This window comes from Porphyromonas sp. COT-108 OH2963 (assembly GCF_000768895.1).
Classification (GTDB): Bacteria; Bacteroidota; Bacteroidia; order Bacteroidales; family Porphyromonadaceae; genus Porphyromonas_A; species Porphyromonas_A canoris.
This window is the reverse complement of record NZ_JRAP01000008.1, coordinates 477,368-498,746: the sequence shown is the minus strand read 5'-3', so window position 1 is coordinate 498,746 and position 21,379 is coordinate 477,368. Positions and strand designations below refer to the sequence as shown.

The 21,379-nt window shown below is 45.8% G+C and carries 19 protein-coding genes; 5 read left to right on the top strand and 14 right to left on the bottom strand.

Annotated features, from left to right (window positions below):
* Positions 1-21 precede the first annotated feature (21 nt).
* Genes HQ39_RS05750 through HQ39_RS05735 form a run of 4 tightly spaced genes read right to left on the bottom strand, consistent with a single transcriptional unit; the run spans position 22 to position 5,574 of the window.
* On the bottom strand, positions 22-792 hold the full coding sequence (locus HQ39_RS05750; protein WP_036864463.1) for a biotin--[acetyl-CoA-carboxylase] ligase: 771 nt from the start codon (positions 790-792) through the stop codon (positions 22-24).
* A gap of 11 nt (positions 793-803) precedes the next feature.
* Positions 804-3,296: a hypothetical protein gene (locus HQ39_RS05745; protein WP_052079480.1), complete on the bottom strand. Its 2,493-nt coding sequence runs from the start codon at positions 3,294-3,296 to the stop codon at positions 804-806.
* A 49-nt stretch (positions 3,297-3,345) separates the two neighbouring features.
* Positions 3,346-4,347 (bottom strand): glycosyltransferase, encoded by a 1,002-nt coding sequence (locus HQ39_RS05740; RefSeq protein WP_036864461.1) that lies wholly within the window; start codon positions 4,345-4,347, stop codon positions 3,346-3,348.
* Positions 4,348-4,374: 27 nt separating this feature from the next.
* Positions 4,375-5,574 carry a M24 family metallopeptidase gene (locus tag HQ39_RS05735; protein WP_036864458.1) on the bottom strand — a complete coding sequence of 400 codons (1,200 nt, stop codon included), beginning with the start codon at positions 5,572-5,574 and terminating at the stop codon, positions 4,375-4,377.
* 132 nt (positions 5,575-5,706) lie between these two features.
* On the opposite strand from HQ39_RS05735, the gene HQ39_RS05730 reads away from it, so the two are divergent.
* Complete coding sequence (locus HQ39_RS05730) at positions 5,707-6,162, top strand: hypothetical protein (RefSeq protein ID WP_036790877.1); 456 nt, start codon at positions 5,707-5,709, stop codon at positions 6,160-6,162.
* A gap of 59 nt (positions 6,163-6,221) precedes the next feature.
* On the opposite strand, the gene rpiB is transcribed toward HQ39_RS05730, so the two are convergent.
* The 5 genes from rpiB to HQ39_RS05705 form a co-directional block, all read right to left on the bottom strand.
* The gene (gene rpiB, locus HQ39_RS05725; protein WP_036790880.1) at positions 6,222-6,662 is read right to left on the bottom strand and encodes a ribose 5-phosphate isomerase B; all 441 of its coding nucleotides are present in this window, start codon (positions 6,660-6,662) and stop codon (positions 6,222-6,224) included.
* Positions 6,663-6,671: 9 nt separating this feature from the next.
* A complete protein-coding gene (locus HQ39_RS05720) occupies positions 6,672-8,696 on the bottom strand; it encodes a transketolase family protein (protein ID WP_036864447.1) in 2,025 nt (674 codons plus the stop codon).
* Positions 8,697-8,772: 76 nt separating this feature from the next.
* Positions 8,773-10,203, bottom strand: coding sequence for a 23S rRNA (uracil(1939)-C(5))-methyltransferase RlmD (gene rlmD, locus HQ39_RS05715; RefSeq protein ID WP_036864445.1), 1,431 nt, complete (start codon positions 10,201-10,203; stop codon positions 8,773-8,775).
* Complete coding sequence (locus tag HQ39_RS05710; RefSeq protein WP_036848424.1) at positions 10,196-10,648, bottom strand: DUF695 domain-containing protein; 453 nt, start codon at positions 10,646-10,648, stop codon at positions 10,196-10,198. Before HQ39_RS05710 ends, rlmD begins: the two co-directional genes overlap by 8 nt.
* Positions 10,645-11,565, bottom strand: coding sequence for a bile acid:sodium symporter family protein (locus HQ39_RS05705; protein ID WP_036864443.1), 921 nt, complete (start codon positions 11,563-11,565; stop codon positions 10,645-10,647). Before HQ39_RS05705 ends, HQ39_RS05710 begins: the two co-directional genes overlap by 4 nt.
* Before the next feature lie 636 nt (positions 11,566-12,201).
* Here HQ39_RS05705 and HQ39_RS05700 point away from each other — a divergent pair.
* From HQ39_RS05700 to queF, 3 genes are read left to right on the top strand one after another with little or no spacing between them, the layout of a single operon-like run.
* Positions 12,202-12,882: a queuosine precursor transporter gene (locus tag HQ39_RS05700; protein WP_036790894.1), complete on the top strand. Its 681-nt coding sequence runs from the start codon at positions 12,202-12,204 to the stop codon at positions 12,880-12,882.
* A 2-nt stretch (positions 12,883-12,884) separates the two neighbouring features.
* Positions 12,885-13,547: a 7-cyano-7-deazaguanine synthase QueC gene (gene queC / locus HQ39_RS05695; RefSeq protein WP_036864441.1), complete on the top strand. Its 663-nt coding sequence runs from the start codon at positions 12,885-12,887 to the stop codon at positions 13,545-13,547.
* 29 nt (positions 13,548-13,576) lie between these two features.
* Entirely contained in the window at positions 13,577-14,032 is a 456-nt protein-coding gene (gene queF, locus HQ39_RS05690; RefSeq protein ID WP_036790902.1) for a preQ(1) synthase, read from the top strand.
* 114 nt (positions 14,033-14,146) lie between these two features.
* On the opposite strand, the gene HQ39_RS05685 is transcribed toward queF, so the two are convergent.
* From HQ39_RS05685 to HQ39_RS05665, 5 genes are read right to left on the bottom strand one after another with little or no spacing between them, the layout of a single operon-like run.
* Complete coding sequence (locus HQ39_RS05685) at positions 14,147-14,599, bottom strand: single-stranded DNA-binding protein (protein ID WP_052079477.1); 453 nt, start codon at positions 14,597-14,599, stop codon at positions 14,147-14,149.
* Entirely contained in the window at positions 14,580-15,146 is a 567-nt protein-coding gene (locus HQ39_RS09235; RefSeq protein WP_052079475.1) for a GNAT family N-acetyltransferase, read from the bottom strand. The genes HQ39_RS05685 and HQ39_RS09235 overlap by 20 nt, the downstream gene beginning before the upstream one ends.
* Positions 15,107-17,020, bottom strand: coding sequence for an ABC-F family ATP-binding cassette domain-containing protein (locus tag HQ39_RS05675; protein ID WP_036864438.1), 1,914 nt, complete (start codon positions 17,018-17,020; stop codon positions 15,107-15,109). Before HQ39_RS05675 ends, HQ39_RS09235 begins: the two co-directional genes overlap by 40 nt.
* 7 nt (positions 17,021-17,027) lie before the next feature.
* Entirely contained in the window at positions 17,028-19,697 is a 2,670-nt protein-coding gene (locus HQ39_RS05670) for a zinc-dependent metalloprotease (RefSeq protein WP_152565514.1), read from the bottom strand.
* A 24-nt stretch (positions 19,698-19,721) separates the two neighbouring features.
* Positions 19,722-20,750, bottom strand: coding sequence for an ion transporter (locus tag HQ39_RS05665; protein WP_052079471.1), 1,029 nt, complete (start codon positions 20,748-20,750; stop codon positions 19,722-19,724).
* A 132-nt stretch (positions 20,751-20,882) separates the two neighbouring features.
* On the opposite strand from HQ39_RS05665, the gene HQ39_RS09650 reads away from it, so the two are divergent.
* Entirely contained in the window at positions 20,883-21,224 is a 342-nt protein-coding gene (locus HQ39_RS09650) for a hypothetical protein (protein WP_036848401.1), read from the top strand.
* Positions 21,225-21,379 lie beyond the last annotated feature (155 nt).

Genomic DNA, 21,379 nt, shown 5'->3' with positions numbered 1-21,379 from the left:
ATAGATGAGATAGCTTAGAGATTACAGGATATAGCTTACTTCTTTGAATGCAAACTTACGTCTGACATCGGTTGTCGGATCATACAGACGCAACATACCATCCACATCTACACCTTCTACGAGTAGCTTAAGAGTCCCCTCGGCTGTTTCAAACTCATGCAGACGTCCATCTTTTCGATAGAGAAGATTGTTGTATTCGTCCCTCGGAGAAACAAAATCTACCTTCATCTGTCGCCATATCTTGATGATCTCTTCCGTGCATCGTATCATAAAAGAGTAGATATCCACCTCTTTTCCATCTTCTCTTTCTATCAGAATAGAAGTGGCATTGGGTGCATCTTTGGGGTCGAACAGGAGCTGGTTGATGTTGATACCGATACCTACTATTGCTTGTTTGAATTCAGAACCTTCCCATTCATTTTCAATGAGTACTCCGGCTATTTTTCTATCCTCTACAAATATATCATTGGGCCACTTGATAGATACTTTCTTCCCTCTTGGAATATACTCTTTTATAACTGTTCGTATAGCTAAAGAGGTAAATACTGAAATATCAAAAGGGTGAAACTCTTCTCGTCGCTTGCTGCTGCGGAAGAATAAACTCATTGTGAGATTCTTTCCCGGTTCCGATACCCATATATTCCCTCGCTGACCTCTTCCCTCTGTTTGGTTGTCCGTGTAGACTACCTGCCAACATTCTGTATCCGGATGCTCTTCCAAATAAGCACGCAGATAGTTGTTGGTAGAGGTGGTAGTCTTAAGATAAATAGGGGTTGGCATTGTCTCTTTCATAGTCGCTTTCTTTATTCTGATTTTCTTCTTCTTATGTATTTGCTTCCTGCAAAACCGATGGTTGCCACCATGAGTAGCAGGATAATCCAGCCGGCAACAGATGCTATCCGCTCTGTTGTGTGAACAGAAGCAGGATCGAACCACATCTCAATGGTATGCTCCCCTGCCGGTATGGGTAATGCTCTCAAAATATAGTTGGTTCGTAACAGCTTCGCAGTCTCTCCGTCTATGGTAACATTCCAGCCATCTTTATAAAATATTTCGGAAAAAACAGCTAAGCCATCTGCTTTGTTGCTAGTACGATACACCTTTCTGTTCGGGAGCTTGCTTACTAAAGATATGGTGGCCGTGCTATCTGTCTCAAAGCTCTTCTTCCCTTTTAAGTCTTGCAGGTAAGTCTGCTCTATGACGGCAACCTCTCTCAGATTATTTTCTCCGATAGCCTTAAACTCTTCATCGGCTCCTTTTACCTCTTTTATAGAGGAAATAAACCAGCCATTACCATAAGCAAGAGAATCTTCTACCACGCTTAGTCCTCGAAGAGAATCGGGTAGAATGTAGTATTTGGTATTGAGAGCTCGCAGAATATTTCTATCCATCTTGGAGAGGTAACTCTCTATAAGATCCTGATACCGCTGCAACTTCGCTGCATGATAGCCTCCGACAGAGTTGTGATGGTAGCTTGTTGTGGCATCGTTGAAGGTGTTTACAGCCAAGTTCATTACCCTATAATCGGTCGTGTCTTGCAGGATATACTTGTCTGCTTCGGTTTTAGCATAGGTTTGCTCCATTAGTCTGTTGGCATCATGATACTTCTCGTCGTTCAGGTAACGCTTATCCACGCTCCAAAGATCGACAATCGCCAATATGGTAACGGCAGTAACAGTCAGTGTTTTATTCAACTTGCCATAAGCCGATGCCACCAAAACACTCATAGCTAAAAGGGAGAATATTACAGCTCTCCAAGCATCTGCGGTGAACAGAGCCTCTCGGATATTTCTTAGCTCCCCGACCGCTATCTGAAATTCTTGGTTTTGTGCTATATAGGGGGCTAATATTCTTTGCTCTTCATCGCTTAAAAATCCGCCATATAGTCCGGGAAAGAGAGCAAAGATAAGAGCTACTCCGCCTGTCAATGCCGCTGCGATAATATACTCGTTCTTGTATGTCTTGAGTGCTTTAGGGGTCTGTATCCATTTCGTAAGTCCTAAAATGGCAAGGAATGGTATGGTAAACTCGGCCACAACGAGTATAGATGATGGTGTCCGGAACTTGTTATACATCGGGAAATAGTCGATGAAAATATCTGTCAGCCACATCATATTATGTCCCCAAGAGAGCATCACGGTGAGAAGAGTTGCTCCTGCCACAGCCCATTTGACAGGTCCTTTGACAATCAAAAGCCCAAGAAAGAAAAGAAAGAGTACGACAGCGCCGACATATACAGGGCCTGCCGTGAAGGGTTGATCGCCCCAATATCTGTTTTGTTGAGCAACAAAAGGTCTGTATGGCTCTTGTACCTCCGATAGCATATCCCTGTTCAATGTTCCGATCTGAGTAGAATAGCCTCCTTTGGCATCCGGTATGAGGAAAGTAAGCATCTCATCTATACCATAGCTCCACTGCGTGATATAAGCTTTGTCAAGACCTCCGGCTGTGGTCGTGTGCACTTGTTCGTCATCTGCTTTGGGTGTTAGTTCGCTACCACCTCGCATAGTCTCCTTGCTGTATTTATAGGTATGGTAAAGATTGGTTGCATTTGTCGCCACTCCTATAAGTCCTCCAACAAAAGCAAGCAGAGTAGCCAAGAGAAAAGGTTTCCACGCTTTAGACCTGTAAGCTTCTACCGCCCATCCTATCACCAGAGCCAGCATTAGAAAACCAAAGTAATAGCTCATCTGTATGTGATTGGAGTAGATCTGTAAGGCGGAGAAGAGGGCTGTTACGAATGTTCCAAGCAGCCATTTCTTACGCTTATAGAGTAGCACCAATCCGGCTATTGTGGGTGGAATATACATGAGAGCAAGTAGCTTCCATATATGTCCGGCATCTATAAGGATGATGAAGTAGGATGAGAATGTCCACATTACTGCTCCTGCAAAAGAGGAAAGCCTTTTCACTCCCCATGCACGCATGAAGATGTAAAACCCAAGAAGCATAGCAAAGAGCAGATAACTATCTCCCGGCATCAGATCAAAAGGCTTCTTCAGCTTGTAGAGATCACCTATCGTCTTCAGGTTTGATGCGGATGGATATGTCGGAGATATCTGATACATGGGCATACCACCGAAGGCACTCTCTGTCCAGAGTGAGTTCTCTCCTGTCTCTTGCCGATATTCTCTTACATCTTGAGCCATACCGGAAGCTCCTAATCCATCCATTTGGAAAAGTATTCTTCCCTCTACATTGGCAGGGAAAAAGTATAGGAACGCTATACCGGCCATGAGAAGAATAAGTGCTGCCGATATTAGCCAGGGACGTTTAAGGAACTCTTTTATATTCATATTGATATTGTCTGTTTTAAGTCTGAAGTGAAAAGGGAAGATATAAATTTTATTCGTAAAAATTCTTTTCGTACCTCGTGAAATTTTCTTTTCTCTTTATCAGTCGTTGCCAAAGTGCATGAAGAAAACCTGTACCATATCCGTAAAGCTGAATATAGCTGGTAAATATCGCTTTAAGTCCGATGCTTGGAGAGCCTGTTCTGTACCATGCCGCAGCCATCAAGGCTATCATGTAAGCAAGGATCGGGAGCAACCACCATACCGACACGGTTACGGCCAAAAGAAGTAGAGCCAAATGTCCCAATACAAACAGAGATGGGAACAGGTGTACCGCTTTCAGCGTACCGGGATGAAGTATGGAGAGATTGATACGTGCGATACCGCTGTTGTAAACTTGCTTATAGAACTGTCGGTATGTGCTTCTACGTTTATGATAAAGCCATATTGAAGGATAAAAAGCAGAATGATAGCCTGCACGAAGGACTCGTATGCTGAAGTCTATATCTTCCCCAAAACGCAAATTTCCAAAGCCGTTTACTTTTTCAAATGCTTCTCGTGAGACTCCCATGTTGAAGGTACGAGGATAAAACTTATCCAGCTTTACACTCTTGCTGCCACGTATTCCTCCTGTTGTGAGAAAAGATGTCATGCTGAAGTCTATTGCTTTCTGCAGAGGTGTAAACTCCTTCATGGCTCTATCCTGTCCGCCAAAAAGATCGGCGCTTTCTTGCTTTATCTCTTTCAGGAGATTTTCTACGTATTGGGGAGGAAGTATTGTATCTGAATCCAAGAATACAAATATCTCTCCTTTTGCAACCGATGCACCATGATTTCTGGCTCCTGCCGGCCCTGTATTCTTCTGTACAAGATAGGTGATATCTAAACTTTTCTGCCAGCGTTCTATTATATCTTTCGCCGGAGAGGAAGAGCCATCTTCCACAACCACAACCTCCCAAATGTTTTGATGGGGTATGGACTGCCGGGAGAGAGAAGCAAGTAGTTCTTCTATCTCATCCGGTCTGTTGTAGAGGGGAATTATAAAACTTATCATCCGGTTTGCTGTTTGAAAAGACCTCTGTTACTTATCTAAAGAGACTATACTTTCTTCTACTGGAGTAAGCAACTCTACTCCATCATCGGTAATAAGGTAGGTGTTTTCCATACCTACCGGGCCAATGCCGGGGAGGACAAACTTTGGTTCTACCGCTATGGTCATTCCACTTTGGAAGGTATCCTTGCTTTTCCCTGTGAGTACAGGCTGTTCGTTAATCTGAATACCCATGCCATGTCCTACGAATTTCGCTTGAAACTCTGTCCCCATGAATACCGACTCAAGCTGCTCCTCCGCTACTTTTTCTTGTGCATGCAGATAAATGTCAGCCACTGAAGAGCCGTGCTTTGCATGATGTTCAAAAAAACGACATATACTACGAGCTACTTCATGAGCATGGTAAGCTCTATCGGGAAGTGTCCCAACGGAGTAACTTCTTGTGATGTCTGTATTATAAACAGAATAGTTCCCTGCAAGATCCACCATTACGGAGCTATTCGGTCGTATTGTTCTATTCGTTGCTCCCATTGGCATAGCAGGTGTTCCCACTCCTCCCATTGCAAAATCGTATGGAGCCGGAGACTGAGCATTGTCTCCACTAATAATGTTTCCCATGAAGATTTCCATTCTTGGACCATAGCAACGGAACGTTCCGATACTTCCACGGAGTCGCATTGCTCTTTCTAACTCTATTTGCAACTCCAACTCCGTCATCCCTTCCCTGTACAGGCGAGGAACATCTTCGTATATCTTACAATGTACAAGAGCACTTTCTCTCATGACTTCTATCTCAAATGGAGTCTTGACCATTCTTGCACGGAGCATGATTCCGTTTGCACTTATAGGAGAAACCTTACCGGTTACAGAGAGCTTGGAGAGTCTGCAATACTCGGAAAAGGATAACTCCTCCTGCTCCAAAGCTGTCCGTTCAGTGATAGCAAAGCCTTTTTCTTTCAGGATGTCGGGAATCAATTCCGGTTTTCTGACGCTGTATCTGCAATTTTCCGGCAGTTCATCGATGGCTTGAGATGGACGCTCTATGAAGAAGACAGGCAGTTCCAACTCTTTATGCAGATAGGCATAGCCCGATACCACTGTTCCTGTGAGATAGATCATGTTGGCATTTGCCCGGATAAGTATAGAGTCTATCCCATTGTTCGTTAGCTCCTGAGAAGCTGTAAATATTTTGTTTAGTCTTAGCTTGAGTTCCGCTAAAGAGATATACATACAGAGTTTTCTTATTTATGTTCGTTGTAAAACACGAAGTTAGTAATATAAACTCAGATATAAGTTGTCTCTTTTGCTTATATTTGCCCTATAAGGAAGCTATTAAAAATCTTACTAAAACGGAGAGAAGAGATGGGCATAGAACAAATACAACAATACATCTTCCCGGTTCTACTACCGGTTTTGTATTTTGGTTTCTTTCTTTTTGACAAGAATAGCAGGAGGTATCTGTGGGGAATATTCTCTTATGCGGTGCTTGTTGCCTTGCTTATAGTATTACCTTATTACAGCTCTTTGTGGGTAACATCTGCTATTTTCTGTGTCGTTGGTTTGGGGTTGATGCTTCTGTCTCTCTTTGTTTTTGGCATAGATAAGGAGAGGTATGTGCGTATCATGGGCAAGAAGGTATCGGTCATGAACTTTTTTGCTCTCTTCCTGGTTATCACAATAGTCTTAGCCTCACGTTCCAACGTGCCATCCTATATTTCCGGCTATGTCCTTCCCATTCTTTTTATCTCAATGGAGAGGACGCTTTGTGTCTTTCATCGAAGGGAGAAAAGAAGAAAAAAGAGTTCCAAAACGAAATAAAAAAGCAAGCCCACTGTTTCTGCTGATACAGTGGGCTTGCTTTTTTGATATTACAAGATTTACGATAGCTCTATCTTCCGAACTCGTCTCTCATGTCTTCCGCCTTCAAAGGGAGTTTTAAGGAAGATGTCCAAGATCTCTTTCGCCTCTTCTGTCGTAATGAACCGGGCAGGTAGAGAGAGGATATTGGCATCATTGTGCTCTCTTGCCAAGCGAGCGATTTCAGGTATCCAGCAAAGAGCGGCGCGCACATTCGAGTGCTTGTTGGCTGTCATGGAGATACCATTGCCCGAACCGCAGATGGCAATGCCTCTGCTCAGATTTCCCTGCTCTATCTCCTTTGCAAGAGAGTGAGCAAAGTCGGGATAATCGACACTCTCATCACTATAAGCACCAAAATCTTTAACTGTGTATCCCATAGTTTCGAGTATCTTCTTCAACTCTTCTTTCAAAGTATATCCGGCATGATCACAAGCCATGCCTATCATTGAAGTAGCCATGCGATCTCTTTATTTACCAAGCAGGTTCTTTACTTGTGTATAAACATTTTGCGCTGTAAAGCCAAGCTTTTCGTCCAACACCTTATATGGCGCAGAGAAACCGAAAGAGTTCAGTCCCCATACCGTTCCGTGGGCTCCGACCAGACCCTCCAATGTAACGGGCAGACCTGCGGTAAGACCGAAGCGAGGTACATTCGGAGGAAGAACTTCCTGTCTGTAAGAGTCGTTCTGATTCATGAATACCCCTTCCGATGGAACGGATACCACATTGGCATGTATCCCTTCTGCTTCAAGAAGCTCTGCCCCTTCCACAAGAGTAGATACCTCCGAACCGGAAGCAAGCAGGATGATGTCCGGACTTTGATGCCCTATAAGCGTATAAGCACCCAAAGCTGTTCTACGGGCTTTAGCGTAGTCGCTATCCGGCAGATTCTTTATATTTTGACGAGAAAGGATTAAAGCCGTCGGTGTTTTGGTGTTGTTCATTGCCAACTCCCATGCTACCGTTGTCTCGTGTACATCTGCAGGACGAAGAGCAAGCAGAGCATTCTGACCCGAATGATTCTTCAACTTTTCCAACAAACGTATCTGAGCTTCCTGCTCTACCGGTTCGTGAGTCGGTCCATCTTCTCCTACGCGGAACGCATCGTGTGTCCATACGTATTTGACAGGAAGCTCCATCAGAGCAGCCAGGCGTACGGCAGGTTTCATATAGTCCGAGAAGACAAAGAATGTACCGCATGCGGCAATAAGACCTCCGTGCAGTGCAATACCGTTACAGATACACGCCATGGTGAGTTCTGCCACACCACTTTGGATGAACGCTCCTTTATAATTGTCACGAGAGAAAGTCGTGCTCTTTTTTAAGAATCCGTCTGTCTTGTCAGAGTTGGAAAGGTCTGCACTTGTTACCATCATGTTTTCCACATGCTGAGCAAGATAGCTCAATACGGTAGCAGATGCAGTTCTTGTAGCCTGATCCGGTTTTTGTTCTATCTCTTCCCAGTTCACTTCGGGAGCCTTGCCGGAACACCATTGAGACAGCTTCTTTGCAAGCTCCGGCTCTGCTTGTTCCCACGTTGCAAAAGATTTTTTCCAATCTTCGGAGAGAGCGATGAGCTCCTCTTTGCGCTTAGCATAGAGAGCTTCCACTTCGGGGAATATTCTGAACGGATTTTCCGGGTCTCCGCCTAAGCTTGTGATTGTTGCCGGGACATCTGCACCTGCAGCACTTAGAGGCTGTCCGTGGGTGGATACCTTGTTTCCAAAAGAGACTCCTTCGGGTCCCACTGCTCCTTTGCCCATGATGGTACGACCGATGATAAGCGTTGGTTTTCCTGTTATCGCATTAGCTTCACGAAGAGCGGCACGGATCTGGTCATGATCATTGCCGTTAATGTCTATCACGTGCCATCCCCATGCTTTGTATTTGGCTGCAACATCTTCAGATGTAACCTCCTCTACCGTTGTGGAGAGCTGTACATTATTTGCATCATAGAACATGATGAGGTTGTCCAAACCGAAGTGTCCTGCCATACGACCGGCACCTTGAGAGATCTCCTCTTGCACGCCTCCATCAGAGATGAAAGCATAGATCTTCTGACGCATAACCTCTCCGAAATGAGCCTTCATATATTTGGCTGCAATGGCTGCCCCTACTGCATAAGCATGACCCTGACCAAGAGGACCGGAAGTATTCTCTACTCCGCGAGCCACATCAAGCTCCGGGTGTCCGGGAGTAACACTTCCCCATTGGCGAAACTGTTGTAGCTCTTCCATGCTATACTTTCCGGTAAGGGCAAGAGTGGCATAGAGCATAGGAGACATGTGTCCCGGGTCGAGGAAGAAGCGGTCACGAGCGATCCATTGAGGCTCATTAGGGTTATAAACCATAAACTCAGAGAAGAGAATATGAGCAAAGTCTGCTCCGCCCATAGCCCCACCGGGGTGTCCCGATTTGGCTTTCTCCACCATGGAAAGAGCTAAGACACGAATGTTATCTGCTGCCATTGCAGATGAGGTTTTCATTTCCATAAGCAATATAAGGTATGCGTGTTATATTTTAATACTGATACAAAAATACAAATAAGAGGGGATAATTTCAATTCGATTATCGTCTGTGCAATAAAACGATATTCTCCACGTGATGGGTGTGAGGGAACATATCTACCGGCTGTACACGCTCCACGCTGTAATGAGAGTCCATCATTGCAAGATCTCTTGCCTGTGTGGCAGGATTGCAGCTTACGTACACGATGCGTTCCGGAGCCGCACGAAGAATGGTCTCGACGACATCCTGATGCATCCCGGCACGTGGAGGATCCGTGATGATCACATCCGGCTTGCCATGTGTCCGTATAAACTCATCATTGAGAACATCTTTCATGTCTCCGGCGAAGAAGGTCAAGTTGTCAAGCTGATTATCTTCCGCATTGTGCCTTGCATCTATTACAGCGTCTTCGACATACTCTATCCCCACTATTTTTGAAGCGGATTTGGAGAGGAAGCAAGCGATAGTCCCGGTACCGGTGTACAGGTCATAAACCACTTCGTGAGGCTGTATGCCTGCCATCTCTCTTACTTGTGAGTAGAGCTCGTAAGCCTGCTTGGAGTTGGTCTGATAAAACGATTTCGGTCCAACCTTAAAGCGCAACTCCTCCATGGCTTCCATGATAAATCCGGGACCGTAGTAGGTTACCACGTCAAGGTCATTGTAGGTGTCGTTTCTTTTCGGATTGACTATGTAGAGCAGTGTAGTGATTTCGTTTCCAAACCGTTCCAGTATGGCATCGAGAAGTGTCCTGCTCTTCTCTTCGTCTTCTTCGTGAAAGATGACCAGCACCATCACTTCTCCCGTCGAAGAGGTGCGGATAACCAGATTGCGCATATATCCGACCTGCTCTTTAAGATCGAAGAACGGGTACTGCCCCGGACGAGCCAGACAAAAATCTCTGACGAATAGACGGATCCGGTTGGACAGGTCTATTTGCAGGTGACACTCCTCTATGTTGAGCACCTTATCGAACATACCGGGAATGTGAAACCCTAATCCCGCCCGGCAACCAACATCTCCATCGCCGATCTCCTGCATCTCTTCCGCAGTAACCCAACGCTTATTGGAGAAAGTGTATTCCATCTTGTTCCGGTACTCGAATATCTCTTTGGAGCCAAGAATAGAGCGCCTGTCCTTCAGCTCTATCTTGCCTATCCGTTCGAGTTGATCATATACCTGACGCTCTTTCATCGCCAGTTGCATGGTATAAGGAACGTGTTGCCACTTGCATCCTCCACATGTTCCGAAATGACGGCAACGAGGTTCGACCCGATGCAGAGACGGCTCTAACATTTTTACCACACGCCCTTCAGCAAAAGAGCTTCTGCTCCTTCCGAGCTGTACATCGACAACATCACCCGGAGCCGTAAAAGGTACAAACAACACCTTTCCACTCTCCAATCTTGCCAAAGATTTCCCTTCGGCAGCCATCTCTTCTATACGGACGGCTTCCAGTATCTTTCTTTCCTTTTGTCTTTTTCTACTCATCTTCTCTCTTATCTATGGCTTCGCTCTCCAAGGTCAGCACTTCATCGTAGGCTTCCCATTCCGGATCTCGTTCCGCATGACAGCGTATCGGAAAAGTAGGGAAATCGGTTGTGCTTTCGTTGAGAGTCTTTTGAAAAGCCTCTATGTTCCTTGTGTAATACGACCAGCTTGCCTCGCCGTCTCCCGTTGCTTTCAGTACGCAGATGGCAAGTTTGTTCTTCTCCATGGCACGACGAACGGCATCTCCCCATGCTTCTATCGACTTCGACTCTTCTGCCGAGGGGAGTCCTTCCGCATCTTCATCGTACTTCCAAAATATATCCACTCTGACAGGGTACTTCCCGCTTCCTCTATGTTCTGCAATGCCTATACGGCCGTTCACAAAAACCGTCCTGCCATTCTCTCCTTCTGCCAGTGCGAAGAACCATTTCTTACTCAGTTTCATATCTTATTCTGTTCTCTTTTTCGGTGTTGTGCCAGCTGTATGGCGTTCACTATATTTTGCCAAAAGACGTATGCCGCCGGGATCAGCGATGCCAACGGATGTATGTACGTGGTTGCTATCCATATAGCCAATACCGTATTTTTCTGTGCAAAGCTCTGCCCCACCGTGACGGCATTTCCCACATATCTCTTTCCTATCCATCTTCCGACAGCAAAGCAGAACAGGCAGATCACCAACGCCACGGCAAGAGAAGAGGATATAAAGAAGCCGCTCATCTCTCGATGCTCGAAAAAGAAGCGGATAGTGGTAGCCGCAATTATAGCCAGCGAAAAAGACCATACCAGTATGGAATATTTGCTTGCATGCTCTACCTTGGAATGCAGTCGTGGAAAAAAGTATCTCAACACCCATACGATGGCGAGCGGACCCATTACCATCAACGCCACTTGTGAGATCACGCTGAAAAACGTCTCCACTGTATTCGCCTCCCGATCGAATCCCCCCACAAAGACCATTACCGGAACAGCCAGCGCACAGAGGATATTGCCCAAAAAGAGATAGCAGGTAACGAAAGAGATATTCCCTCCCAAAAAGTTGGTGATAACACCCGCAGCTGTTGCCGTAGGCGTAAGAAAAATCAGAAGCGCCCCTATTGCCAGCAAATGGTCTACCTTGTTCAGAGCAAGATAGGCTGCCGTACCGCAGATGAGCGTAAGCACCAGCAGGAGCAGATGCACCCATGATGGCGCAAGGCTTTTGGGAGAGATCTTCGTATAGTTGAGAGTAAGCAGGATAAATAGCAGCCACGGCATCAGATACCCCATATTGCTTAAAATGGGATAGAGTATCACGCCTATGAGCATTGCCCAAAGGAGCTGATAGTTTTTGAATGTCTGTATCCAGCCGGTCTGTTTCATCGCTTTGCTTATCCCTGTTCAGGATTGGCAATGCAAAGGTACTCAATAAGGGCTATACCACGAAGAGGAGAAAAAGGTTTATCAATAATTGTTGCTTTGCCTGTGAGCGGATCCTCAAAGAAGATATTAAGCAGCGACTAAAAAGATGAAGCACAGAGAGCTGTATGAATGCAGGAGAATATTTCACAATACCAAGCCATCTCTTAAATCTTCCGAACGGCTTCATAAAGTATTCTTAAAGGATTTATAAAATCCTCCGAAGCTGACCACGCGATGAAATCGAGGCTTGATTTGCAAAAATCAAGACTTGACTTCAGGCATTCAAGGTTTGATTTCCGGAAGTCGAGACTTGATTGGAATTACTAATCCCGTTAAGAGCAAAAAATATATGCGTTCAGCCGGATTTTTTAATCTGTTTAGCGAAGTTCCATAAGGCTTTGGGAGAAGAGGAAAAGATAGAAGAAGCTTTTAAGGATTCGATAATCCTCTCATTCTTATGCTTTAAGAGAATGGGATGAGAGGAAACGATGTTTTTGTGTCAAAGAATTTTTGCTTACCTTTGCACCCAAATTTTACGAAACTATTGTCGCAAACCGCGGCCGTGTATTCTAGAACACCACGTAAAAAACAGGAAAAATGAAAGAAAAAGTATCTGTACCTTTCATGCTGCTCGGCATATTGTTCAATGTTTGCCTTATTGCAGCTAATCTTCTTGAGACTAAGATTATCCACATTGCAGGGCTTGATGTTACTGCCGGACTACTGGTCTTTCCCGTCTCTTATATTATCAACGACTGTATCGCAGAGGTGTGGGGCTTCAAGAAAGCCCGTCTCATCATCTGGAGCGGCTTTGCCATGAATGCTTTTGTCTGTATTCTTGGTCTTATCGCTGTGGCTTTGCCTGCGGCTTCGTTCTGGGAGGGAGAGGAGCACTTCAACTTTGTTTTCGGTATGGCACCACGTATTTTGGTGGCGAGTATGACTGCTTTCCTGGTCGGCTCATTCCTTAATGCGTATGTGATGAGTAAGATGAAGGTGGCAACCAAGGGGAAAAACTTCTCCGCTCGTGCCGTTGCTTCCACACTCGTGGGTGAGACAGCCGACTCTCTGATCTTCTTCCCGATAGCCTTTGGCGGTATCATCGGATGGAGTGAGATTATCGGAATCATGGTTTTGCAGATCTTCCTCAAGTCGCTCTATGAGGTGATCATTCTGCCTATAACCATTCGTGTCGTCAAAGCTATCAAGAGAATCGAGGGGATCGATGTCTATGACACCGACATCTCTTACAATGTCTTGAAGATAAAAGACCTGTAACAATGTATCGGGATACGGCTCTTGTCGTCTTCAGTGGCGGTCAAGACTCTACCACGTGCCTTTTCTGGGCAAAGAGAGCATTCGCTCACGTGCGAGCCATAAGCTTCATTTACGGGCAGAAACATGTCAAGGAGATAGAGTTGGCTCGCTCCATTGCCGCAGAAGCCGGCATCCCTCTTGAGGTAAAAGATGTCTCTTTTATAGGCTCTTTGGGTAGAAACTCTCTGACGGACAGCTCTATAAAGATGGATGAAGAGAAGCCGGAGAACAGTGTGCCGAACACTTTTGTTCCGGGAAGAAATCTCTTTTTCCTCTCCATTGCTGCCGTTTATGCACGAGAACAGGGTATCCGACATATCGTTACCGGGGTCTCTCAGACCGATTTCAGCGGCTATCCCGACTGCAGAGACAGCTTTATCAAATCCCTGAACGTTACGCTCAATCTTGCCATGGACGATGAGTTTGTCCTCCATGCTCCTCTGATGTGGCTGGATAAAGCGGAAACATGGGCTTTGGCGGACGAACTGAATGTCTTGGAACTTATACGCCATAAGACCTTGACGTGCTATAATGGTATTCCGGGCGATGGTTGCGGTGCCTGTCCGGCGTGTACACTCAGACGCAAAGGACTGGAGAAGTATCTCTCGAACAGGAATCCCCGATAGTTTAACAACAGAAAGAGATAAAAAAACGTATGACAGAACTAAAGGATCAACTCTCTCTACTGGGACGCACAACGGAGTACAAGCAAGACTATGCACCGGAGGTGCTTGAGGCTTTTGATAATAAGCATCCGGATAATGACTATTGGGTGCGCTTCAACTGCCCGGAGTTTACAAGTCTTTGCCCTATTACCGGTCAGCCGGACTATGCGGAGATCCGCATCAGTTACATACCTGACATGAAGATGGTAGAGAGTAAAAGTTTGAAGCTGTATATGTTCAGCTTCCGCAATCATGGCGCTTTTCATGAAGATTGTGTGAATATCATCATGAAGGATCTTATTGCTCTGATGAATCCCAAGTATATCGAAGTTACGGGCATATTCACTCCACGCGGAGGAATATCCATCTATCCGTATGCCAACTATGGTCGTCCCGATACGAAGTACGAGCGCATGGCGGAGCAACGTTTGATGACAAGAGAGTGAGCGCAGAGTGATTTTTGATAACTTATGCAAAGAAACAGGGCTGAACTAATATGGAAGTTCAGCCCTGTTTCTTATTTTGTGGGGATATTTAGGCGATGAGTGCGGTTCAAACAATCAGAATGGAAGATCGTTTACATCGCTTTCCAGTGTCTCTATCATCTTGTCCCAAGGGATCGGTTCCTGTGTTTCTTCCGGCTCTTTGTCCTTTTCCGGTTGGGACGAAGCGGATTTGTCTCCGAGAATTTCGATGGAAGAGGCAACGATCATGGGTGTTTTGGAGATCTCTCCTTTATGGTTCGGAGTGCTTTTGTAGCGCAACTTCCCTTCTACCAACAGCAGCTGTCCAGTCTTGACATAGCTCTCCACGAACTTGGCATTTGCACCAAAGGCGGAGATGGAGTGCCAATCGGTCTGAGGATCTACCTTTTCGTTCTCCTTATTGATGTAGCCTCTCTCGTTGGTTGCAAGCGAAAAGTGGGCACGAAGAGAGGTGAAGTCGTAGTACTTGATCTCCGGATCCGATCCGACGTAACCTATCAGAATGATTTTATTGTAAGTCTTTCCCATAAGAAGTGAAGTCTGAAACATTATAGACTACGGCATAAAGCTCGGATACAACACTCTCTATCGGGGAGTCTGTCCGCTTTTTTCTCATGAGCAGAAGCGGAGTGGGCGACTCTTCCGGGCGGTATGGTGGCTGAAAGTAAGGAATATCTTCCGGCTCGAAGCCGAGCGAACGGTATAGCTTGATGCGTCTGACAGCGTTCTGACCCGCTTCCGGATGTTCGCATTCCAGTACAATATCTTTGTCCTCATACTCTTTCATCAGGTCGTTGAGTATCTTTGTCCCCAATCCTTTTCCCTGATAATCGGGCATTACCATGAGATATTCTATATAAAAAGAGCCGGAAAGAGGATAGGACATCACCACAGCTATGATCTCTCCGCCCTCTTTATAAACAGAGATATAGTGCTGCCGCTCTGCCAAGCTACGGAATGTGCGTCGCTCTGCACGCGGAAAAAGCTCGACATAAGTCCTGACCAGCTTAAAAATCTCTTCGGCAGAAAGGTCTTCTAACTGCACTCTTCTATTTCCATGCTCAAGGCTTCCCATTGTTCTAATGTGCGTTTATGCGTTTCGCTCAGCTTGGAATACTGCTCGAGAAGAGCCGGTGAGGTCTCGTTGCGAGCGAACTTCTCCTCCATGGATTTTAGCTCTTCTTCTTCCTTTTGGATATGTTCCTCCAGCTGTTCCAGCTCTTTTTCCAACTTTCGTACTCTCTTTAGCGTCTCTTTCTGCCGCTGATAATCTTCTTTTCCTTTGGTCGAAATCTCTCCGCTTTCAGCAGGTACACTCTTTTTGACAACGGGAGTCTCTATGCGCTCTTGAAGTAGCTGAAGATAGTAGTCTATACCTCCGAGATGAGTGATGGCAATGCCATCTTTGACCTCTATAACCTTTGTTACCAGACCGGAAAGGAAATCACGGTCGTGAGAGACTATGAGTACCGTGCCCTCATAGTTCAGAATGGCCTCTTTCAGAACCTCTTTGTTGTGGATATCCAAGTGGTTGGTCGGCTCGTCGAGAATAAGCAGGTTGCCCGGTTCGAGCAGTAGCTTTATCATTGCCAAGCGGCTCTTTTCTCCTCCCGAAAGCACCTCCACTCTCTTTTCGGAGGTCTCTCCTCCGAACATGAAAGCACCAAGGATGTCGTTTATCCTAAGGCGGATGTCCCCTACGGCTATCCGGTCTATGGTCTCATAGATGGTAAGCTTGGGGTCTAAAAGCGATGCGGCATTTTGGGAGAAGTAGGAGATTTCGACATTGTGCCCCAATGTGATCTCTCCCGTATGGGGCAGCTCTCCGAGTATTGCCCGAAGAAGCGTTGTCTTACCTGCTCCATTCTTTCCGACTACGGCGATCTTCTCTCCGCGTTTGATCTCTAAGTTTGCCCCTTTTAGTACATCCAACTCTCCGAAAGAGACCCTTAAATCTTCCACTTTCAGAGGATAAGCACCGGAAACAATGCGCATCGGGAAGCGGAAGTGTATGCTTCTGCGTTCGATGCGATCGACCTCTATCCGGTCGATCTTCTCCAATTGCTTCACACGACTTTGCACTTGAACGGCTTTTGTAGCCTTGCTCCTGAATCTCTCTATGAACTCTTCGGTCTTACGGATGCTCTTTTGCTGATTTTCGTAAGCCCGCATCTCTTGTTCGTAGCGTTCTTCTCGCAAAGTGAGATATTGGGAGTAAGGTACTTTGTAATCGTATATCTTTTTATTGGAAAGCTCTAATGTTCGAGTGGTTATATTGTTTACAAAGGCTTTGTCGTGCGATACTAAAAGCAAGGCGGAAGAGGATTGTTTCAGAAAGTTTTCCAGCCAAACGATAGACTCTACATCCAGATGATTGGTAGGCTCGTCGAGTAAAAGAAGATTGGGTTTCCGCAACAGAATCTTTGCCAACTCTATCCGCATCCTCCATCCTCCGCTAAACTCGGAGGTGGGACGGTGTAAATCTTCTCGGATAAATCCGAGTCCGAAAAGCGTTTTTTCTATCTGTGCCTTGTAGTTGTCGCTGTCGAGGATAGCAATTTCATCGGTCAGATCAGACACTTTCTGGGCTAACTCCATGTATGAGTCGGAAGAAAAGTCTTCTCTTTTCATCAACTGTCCGGACAGTGATTCCAGATACGCTTTCTTCTGAAGAATATCACCGAAAACGGTTTCCGTCTCTTCCCAAACAGTTTTCCCCTCTCCGGGAAGGAGGTGTTGGGACAAATATCCCAACACACTCCCCGAAGGAAGAGATACTATACCCTCAGAGGGAGAACGCTTTCCGGCTATGATGTTCATGAGTGTAGTCTTCCCGGCTCCGTTGAATCCGGTAAGAGCCACTTTCTCGCCTGCGTTAATCACAAACGAGACACCCGAAAAGAGCGTGTCCGCTCCGAAGTAAACAGCTAAATTTTGTACAGATAGCATGTTTGTTTTACTTCTTGTCCAAGATATTGTGCAGACGATTCACCCAGTAAGCATAGTGGCGTTTGCTATCCTTATCTGCGGCTGTGGCAAGTCTGGACTTGTAAAGCGTTTGTATTTCACGCACCTTTTCGTACATGAGAGCTTGCTTCACATTTGTAGGGATAGTTGCAAATACCGGAATACGGAAGAATGAAGTCTCTCCCTTACCTGCTTGCTCGGCATCGTTATCGCTATGCTTGTGGTTGTGTGTACAGCCATGGCTGCATTGCCATTGAGGCTTGGCGTTTTCCATCAACTCTTCAAATCTTTTCTGTGCAGTTACTACAACCGTAACCTGACCCGATGAAGTGAGAAGAGAATTAAGAGCCGCATCTTCGATGTCTCGGTCTATGTCTTGAAGCTTTTTGCCTTCGTAGCTCTTGCGGAACAGCGTACGGACAGCATCGTTTACGTAAGCATCCAAAGAGTAGTTGTTCTTAGGATCTGCCTTGTATCCGTGTGCCACAAAAGCAAGACGGTAGTCGGCAAAGATCTGACCAATGATGGCACGAGGCATTACATCGTAAAGTGCGAGACGTGTGCCGTACTTCAGATATTGTGCCTCAGGGAATAGCCATGAGCGGTAAGTGCGCAACTGATTGTCCAACCAGTTCATCGCTTGTTTCTGTTTCGCTTTCGGCTCATACGTTACGGCATTTTGGCTGTCGCCTTGTCTGTTTTCAGTATAAATGATGCCACCGAGATGAGGAATAACATGACCTACATGTCTGAAATACTGCATGGCGATAGCATTTTGCACATCCAGTAGATCGTCTGTACGCTCTTTATCTTTTTGCAACCACTTTTCGTAGTTTGCCATGATGAACTTAAGGTTCTTGATAGCAAGATCTCCGGCTTTGATGTGATCGTTGGACAGGTCTTCCATTTGGTCTGTCGGGTCTAATGAGATGATCTGTTGTGCACCGAAGCGATACATCGGATCATGATCTTTGGCTTCTATCCACTTGCGAAGTGTTGCCTTTTCATCTTCAGGATTTTTAGTGCCGGGGATCAGACGGTAGCCGTAATTGATAGCGTGAATGTCATAAACACCGAGATTCGGAGGAGTAAGGCGCACACCTCTTTCCAAGTCGCCCGGTTGTGCCACGAAGTTGTTACGTGCATAGTCCATGATACTTGGAGTAGTACCATACTTTTGAGTGAATGACGGACTTCTCAGAGAGTCGATAGGGAAAGAGTAAGACGCACCCATGTTGTGCATAAGACCCAATGTGTGTCCTATTTCGTGCGCGGCAACATATCTCATGGACTCTGCCATCACTTCGTCCGGGAACTTATCTGTGCGAACTCGCTTGTCTGCAGCGGCTGTCTGAACGAATCTCCAGTCGTGTAGAAGGCTTATAACGTTGTGATACCATATCACATCGGCATTCAGAATCTCACCACTGCGAGGGTCTACATAGCTTGGTCCCATGGCGTTTGGTACTTCTGTCGCAGCGTACTTGATACATGAGTAGCGCAAGTCGTCCGGGTCAAACTCAGGATCTTCCTGTGCATTCGGGTAGAGCTTAGCTACTACGGCATTCTTAAATCCGGCAGCTTCAAAAGCCGTGTTCCAGTCTTCCACACCATCAAGAATGGATTGTCTCCACTTCTTAGGGAATACGGTGTCCACGTAGAATATGATAGGCTTCTTCACTTCTACCACTTCTCCGCGCTTGTAAGCCTCCATGGCGGCAGAGTCTTTAGGCTCTACTCTCCAGCGGTGAATGATTTGGAAGTTTTCTATCTTATCTTTATCCGTTGTGAAACGAGTGCGATAAGAGCTGAAGTAACCCACTCTGTTATCTTGCAAACGAGATTGCATCGGCTCTCTTGGCAGTAGGACAAGCGAGCGGTGTGTTTCAAGAGTGTAGGCTTGATCTGTTCTGTAAGACATCAGACTCTTTACTTCGATATTCTTTGGGAAGTTTTTCACGGAAGTTATTCTCGATCCGCCGGGAAGCGGAGCGGTAGGCATCTTTGTGCGTGTACCCACCGGAGAGAGATAGCGTTCGCCTCCAACGAAGATTTGAGTAGCGTCTATGAGTACCTTACCATCCTTTGTACCCTTTATCGGGAATACGCGGATGATCGGGTCCAGATAGTTTTTCTTGAAAGAGGGAATGATAGGGTCGTTGGCTGCAACCGAGATATAAGTGTTCACCTCGTGCATATAGACGGACTGCTTATCCTTTGTGAAGCGAACAAGGAAAGGATCTGTAACCATCTGTCCTGCCACATGTTCATTCGGGTTGCTCGTTTTAGAGATTCTGTTGGAGAGCAAGAAGTTGTCGTTATTTGTAAAGATCTCTTCTGGCAAAGCAAGATGAAGCATGCCTTTATCGTCCAAATAAGTGGTGAAAAGCCCTTGGCTCTCTTTCGCATCCTTTACCGCTGCCTTAAACTTCTCAGCTTCCGGATCCGGCTTGGCATTCTTAGCTGCCTCTTCTGCGGCTTTTTTCTGCTTTGCTCTCTTAGACATAAAGATTCTGGAGATGCAGCTGCTTTTCTTCTCCTTCTTTTCTGTCTTGGTTTCCTGCCCCTTTTCTTGAGCAAGAACGGCAGGTGCACCCGGTATCGTAACGGATACTACCATCGCTGCCGTCATGGCTATAAGCCATTTGTTTGTCTTCATAAGCGAATTTGTAAATATTGGTTGTTAAGTATTATATGATTCATCCTGTTCGTCGTCCGCATTCGGTCTCAGTATGAGAGTACCGCAACGGCTGCAATAGACTGCTTCTGGGTCTTCGGACGGATGTCCGCACGCATAGCAGTAGATGGATGCAGCCGGGGCAGTGGTGCCGTCGGACTGCTTCTTTGTTTTCTTTTCGAGATCTCTTCTGTGCCGTTCGGCTCTTGTGAGTTCGGAGCTGACGATACCTGTCGGTACTGCAATGATGGAATACCCCAACAGCATCACCACCATGGATATAAGCTGACCCGCCCATGTCACGGGCGTAATATCTCCATAGCCCACCGTGGTTATGGTGATCACTGCCCAGTAAACGGATCGTGGAATGTCGTTGAACATCGGGTTCACATCCCCCTCCACAAGATACATGAGAGAGCCTAAGATGGATACCAAAACGACAATAAAGAGCATGAATACCGCTATCTTCGGTGTACTCTTTCGTATAGCTCCGTAGAGCAGATGGCTTTGCTGTATGGCGCCACCCATACGAAACACCCGGAACAGACGCAGTAAGCGAAGCACTCTGAGCACCAACATATAGTGCGTTCCTGAGAATGCGATGGCAAGGTAGGTGGGAAGGGTTGAGAGCAGATCCACTATCCCGTAGAAAGAGAAAGCGTACTGCATCACTTTCTTGGAGCAGTAGAGCCGAAGCAGATACTCTATGGTAAAGAGAAGCGTAAATATCCACTCCAAAACATTGCATACCTGCTTCCACGGGCTTTCCACACCTACGCTTGAGTCTATGAAGACTACAAGAACGCTGAGAGCCACCATTACGAGGAGGATCTTATCGAATCGTTTACCTGCCGGAGTATTTGTACCGAAAAGGACTTCATGCAAGCGTTCTTTGCTGTACCAAACTCCTGCCGTGTGTTCTCTCTCTTGTGGCTCCGGATTCGGAGCGGTATTATCGGACTTTTCTCTCATTCTCACCGGTGCCGATCCTTTATTGCTTTTAACTGCATTGCGGATTGGCTTTTTATCGTTCAAAGATAAATATTTTTAGTCTATTGATGAAAAAATAATCACTAACTTAGAGTCTTGAAAAAGTGTTGTTTTATCTCCTTTTTCGGTTGCTTTTGCCCATCATCTTCAGCCCCGAAACGGGAACAATATTCTCCTATGGATTTTCACAAGAAAGCTCTTTACAGATATATCGTGGTGTTTGCCCTTCTTGCGGCTGCTTTTTTCCTGGTCATCATGATGCGTATGCCGCAGTTTGCGATCACGATTTTGCTCTATCTTTCGCTTATTGTCGCTGTTTCGATGCTATGGCCTGTGTGGAAGTGTAAAATCAAGAGTCTGTTCAAGATACCGCTTTTCTATCTGCTGTTTCTCTTTTCTGTCGTTACGATGTTCCTTACCGATCAGATCACTCTCCAGATGATGGCGATTCTTTTTACTCTTTTAGACGGAATGTACCTCTTCTATATGGAGGTGGAAGGGGCTAAGAAAAAGGAGTAGCAACAGGCAATTTTTATATATTTCATCCCGCCGAAAATTCCCCCTTTCCGGCTCTCTCTATTTTGATTCTCACCTCTGTTTTGAGAGCCGAGAATTGTGTTAAATCGGGGTTGTCCTATTAACACTAATTTCGATACCTGTTAAGCAAAAACGCT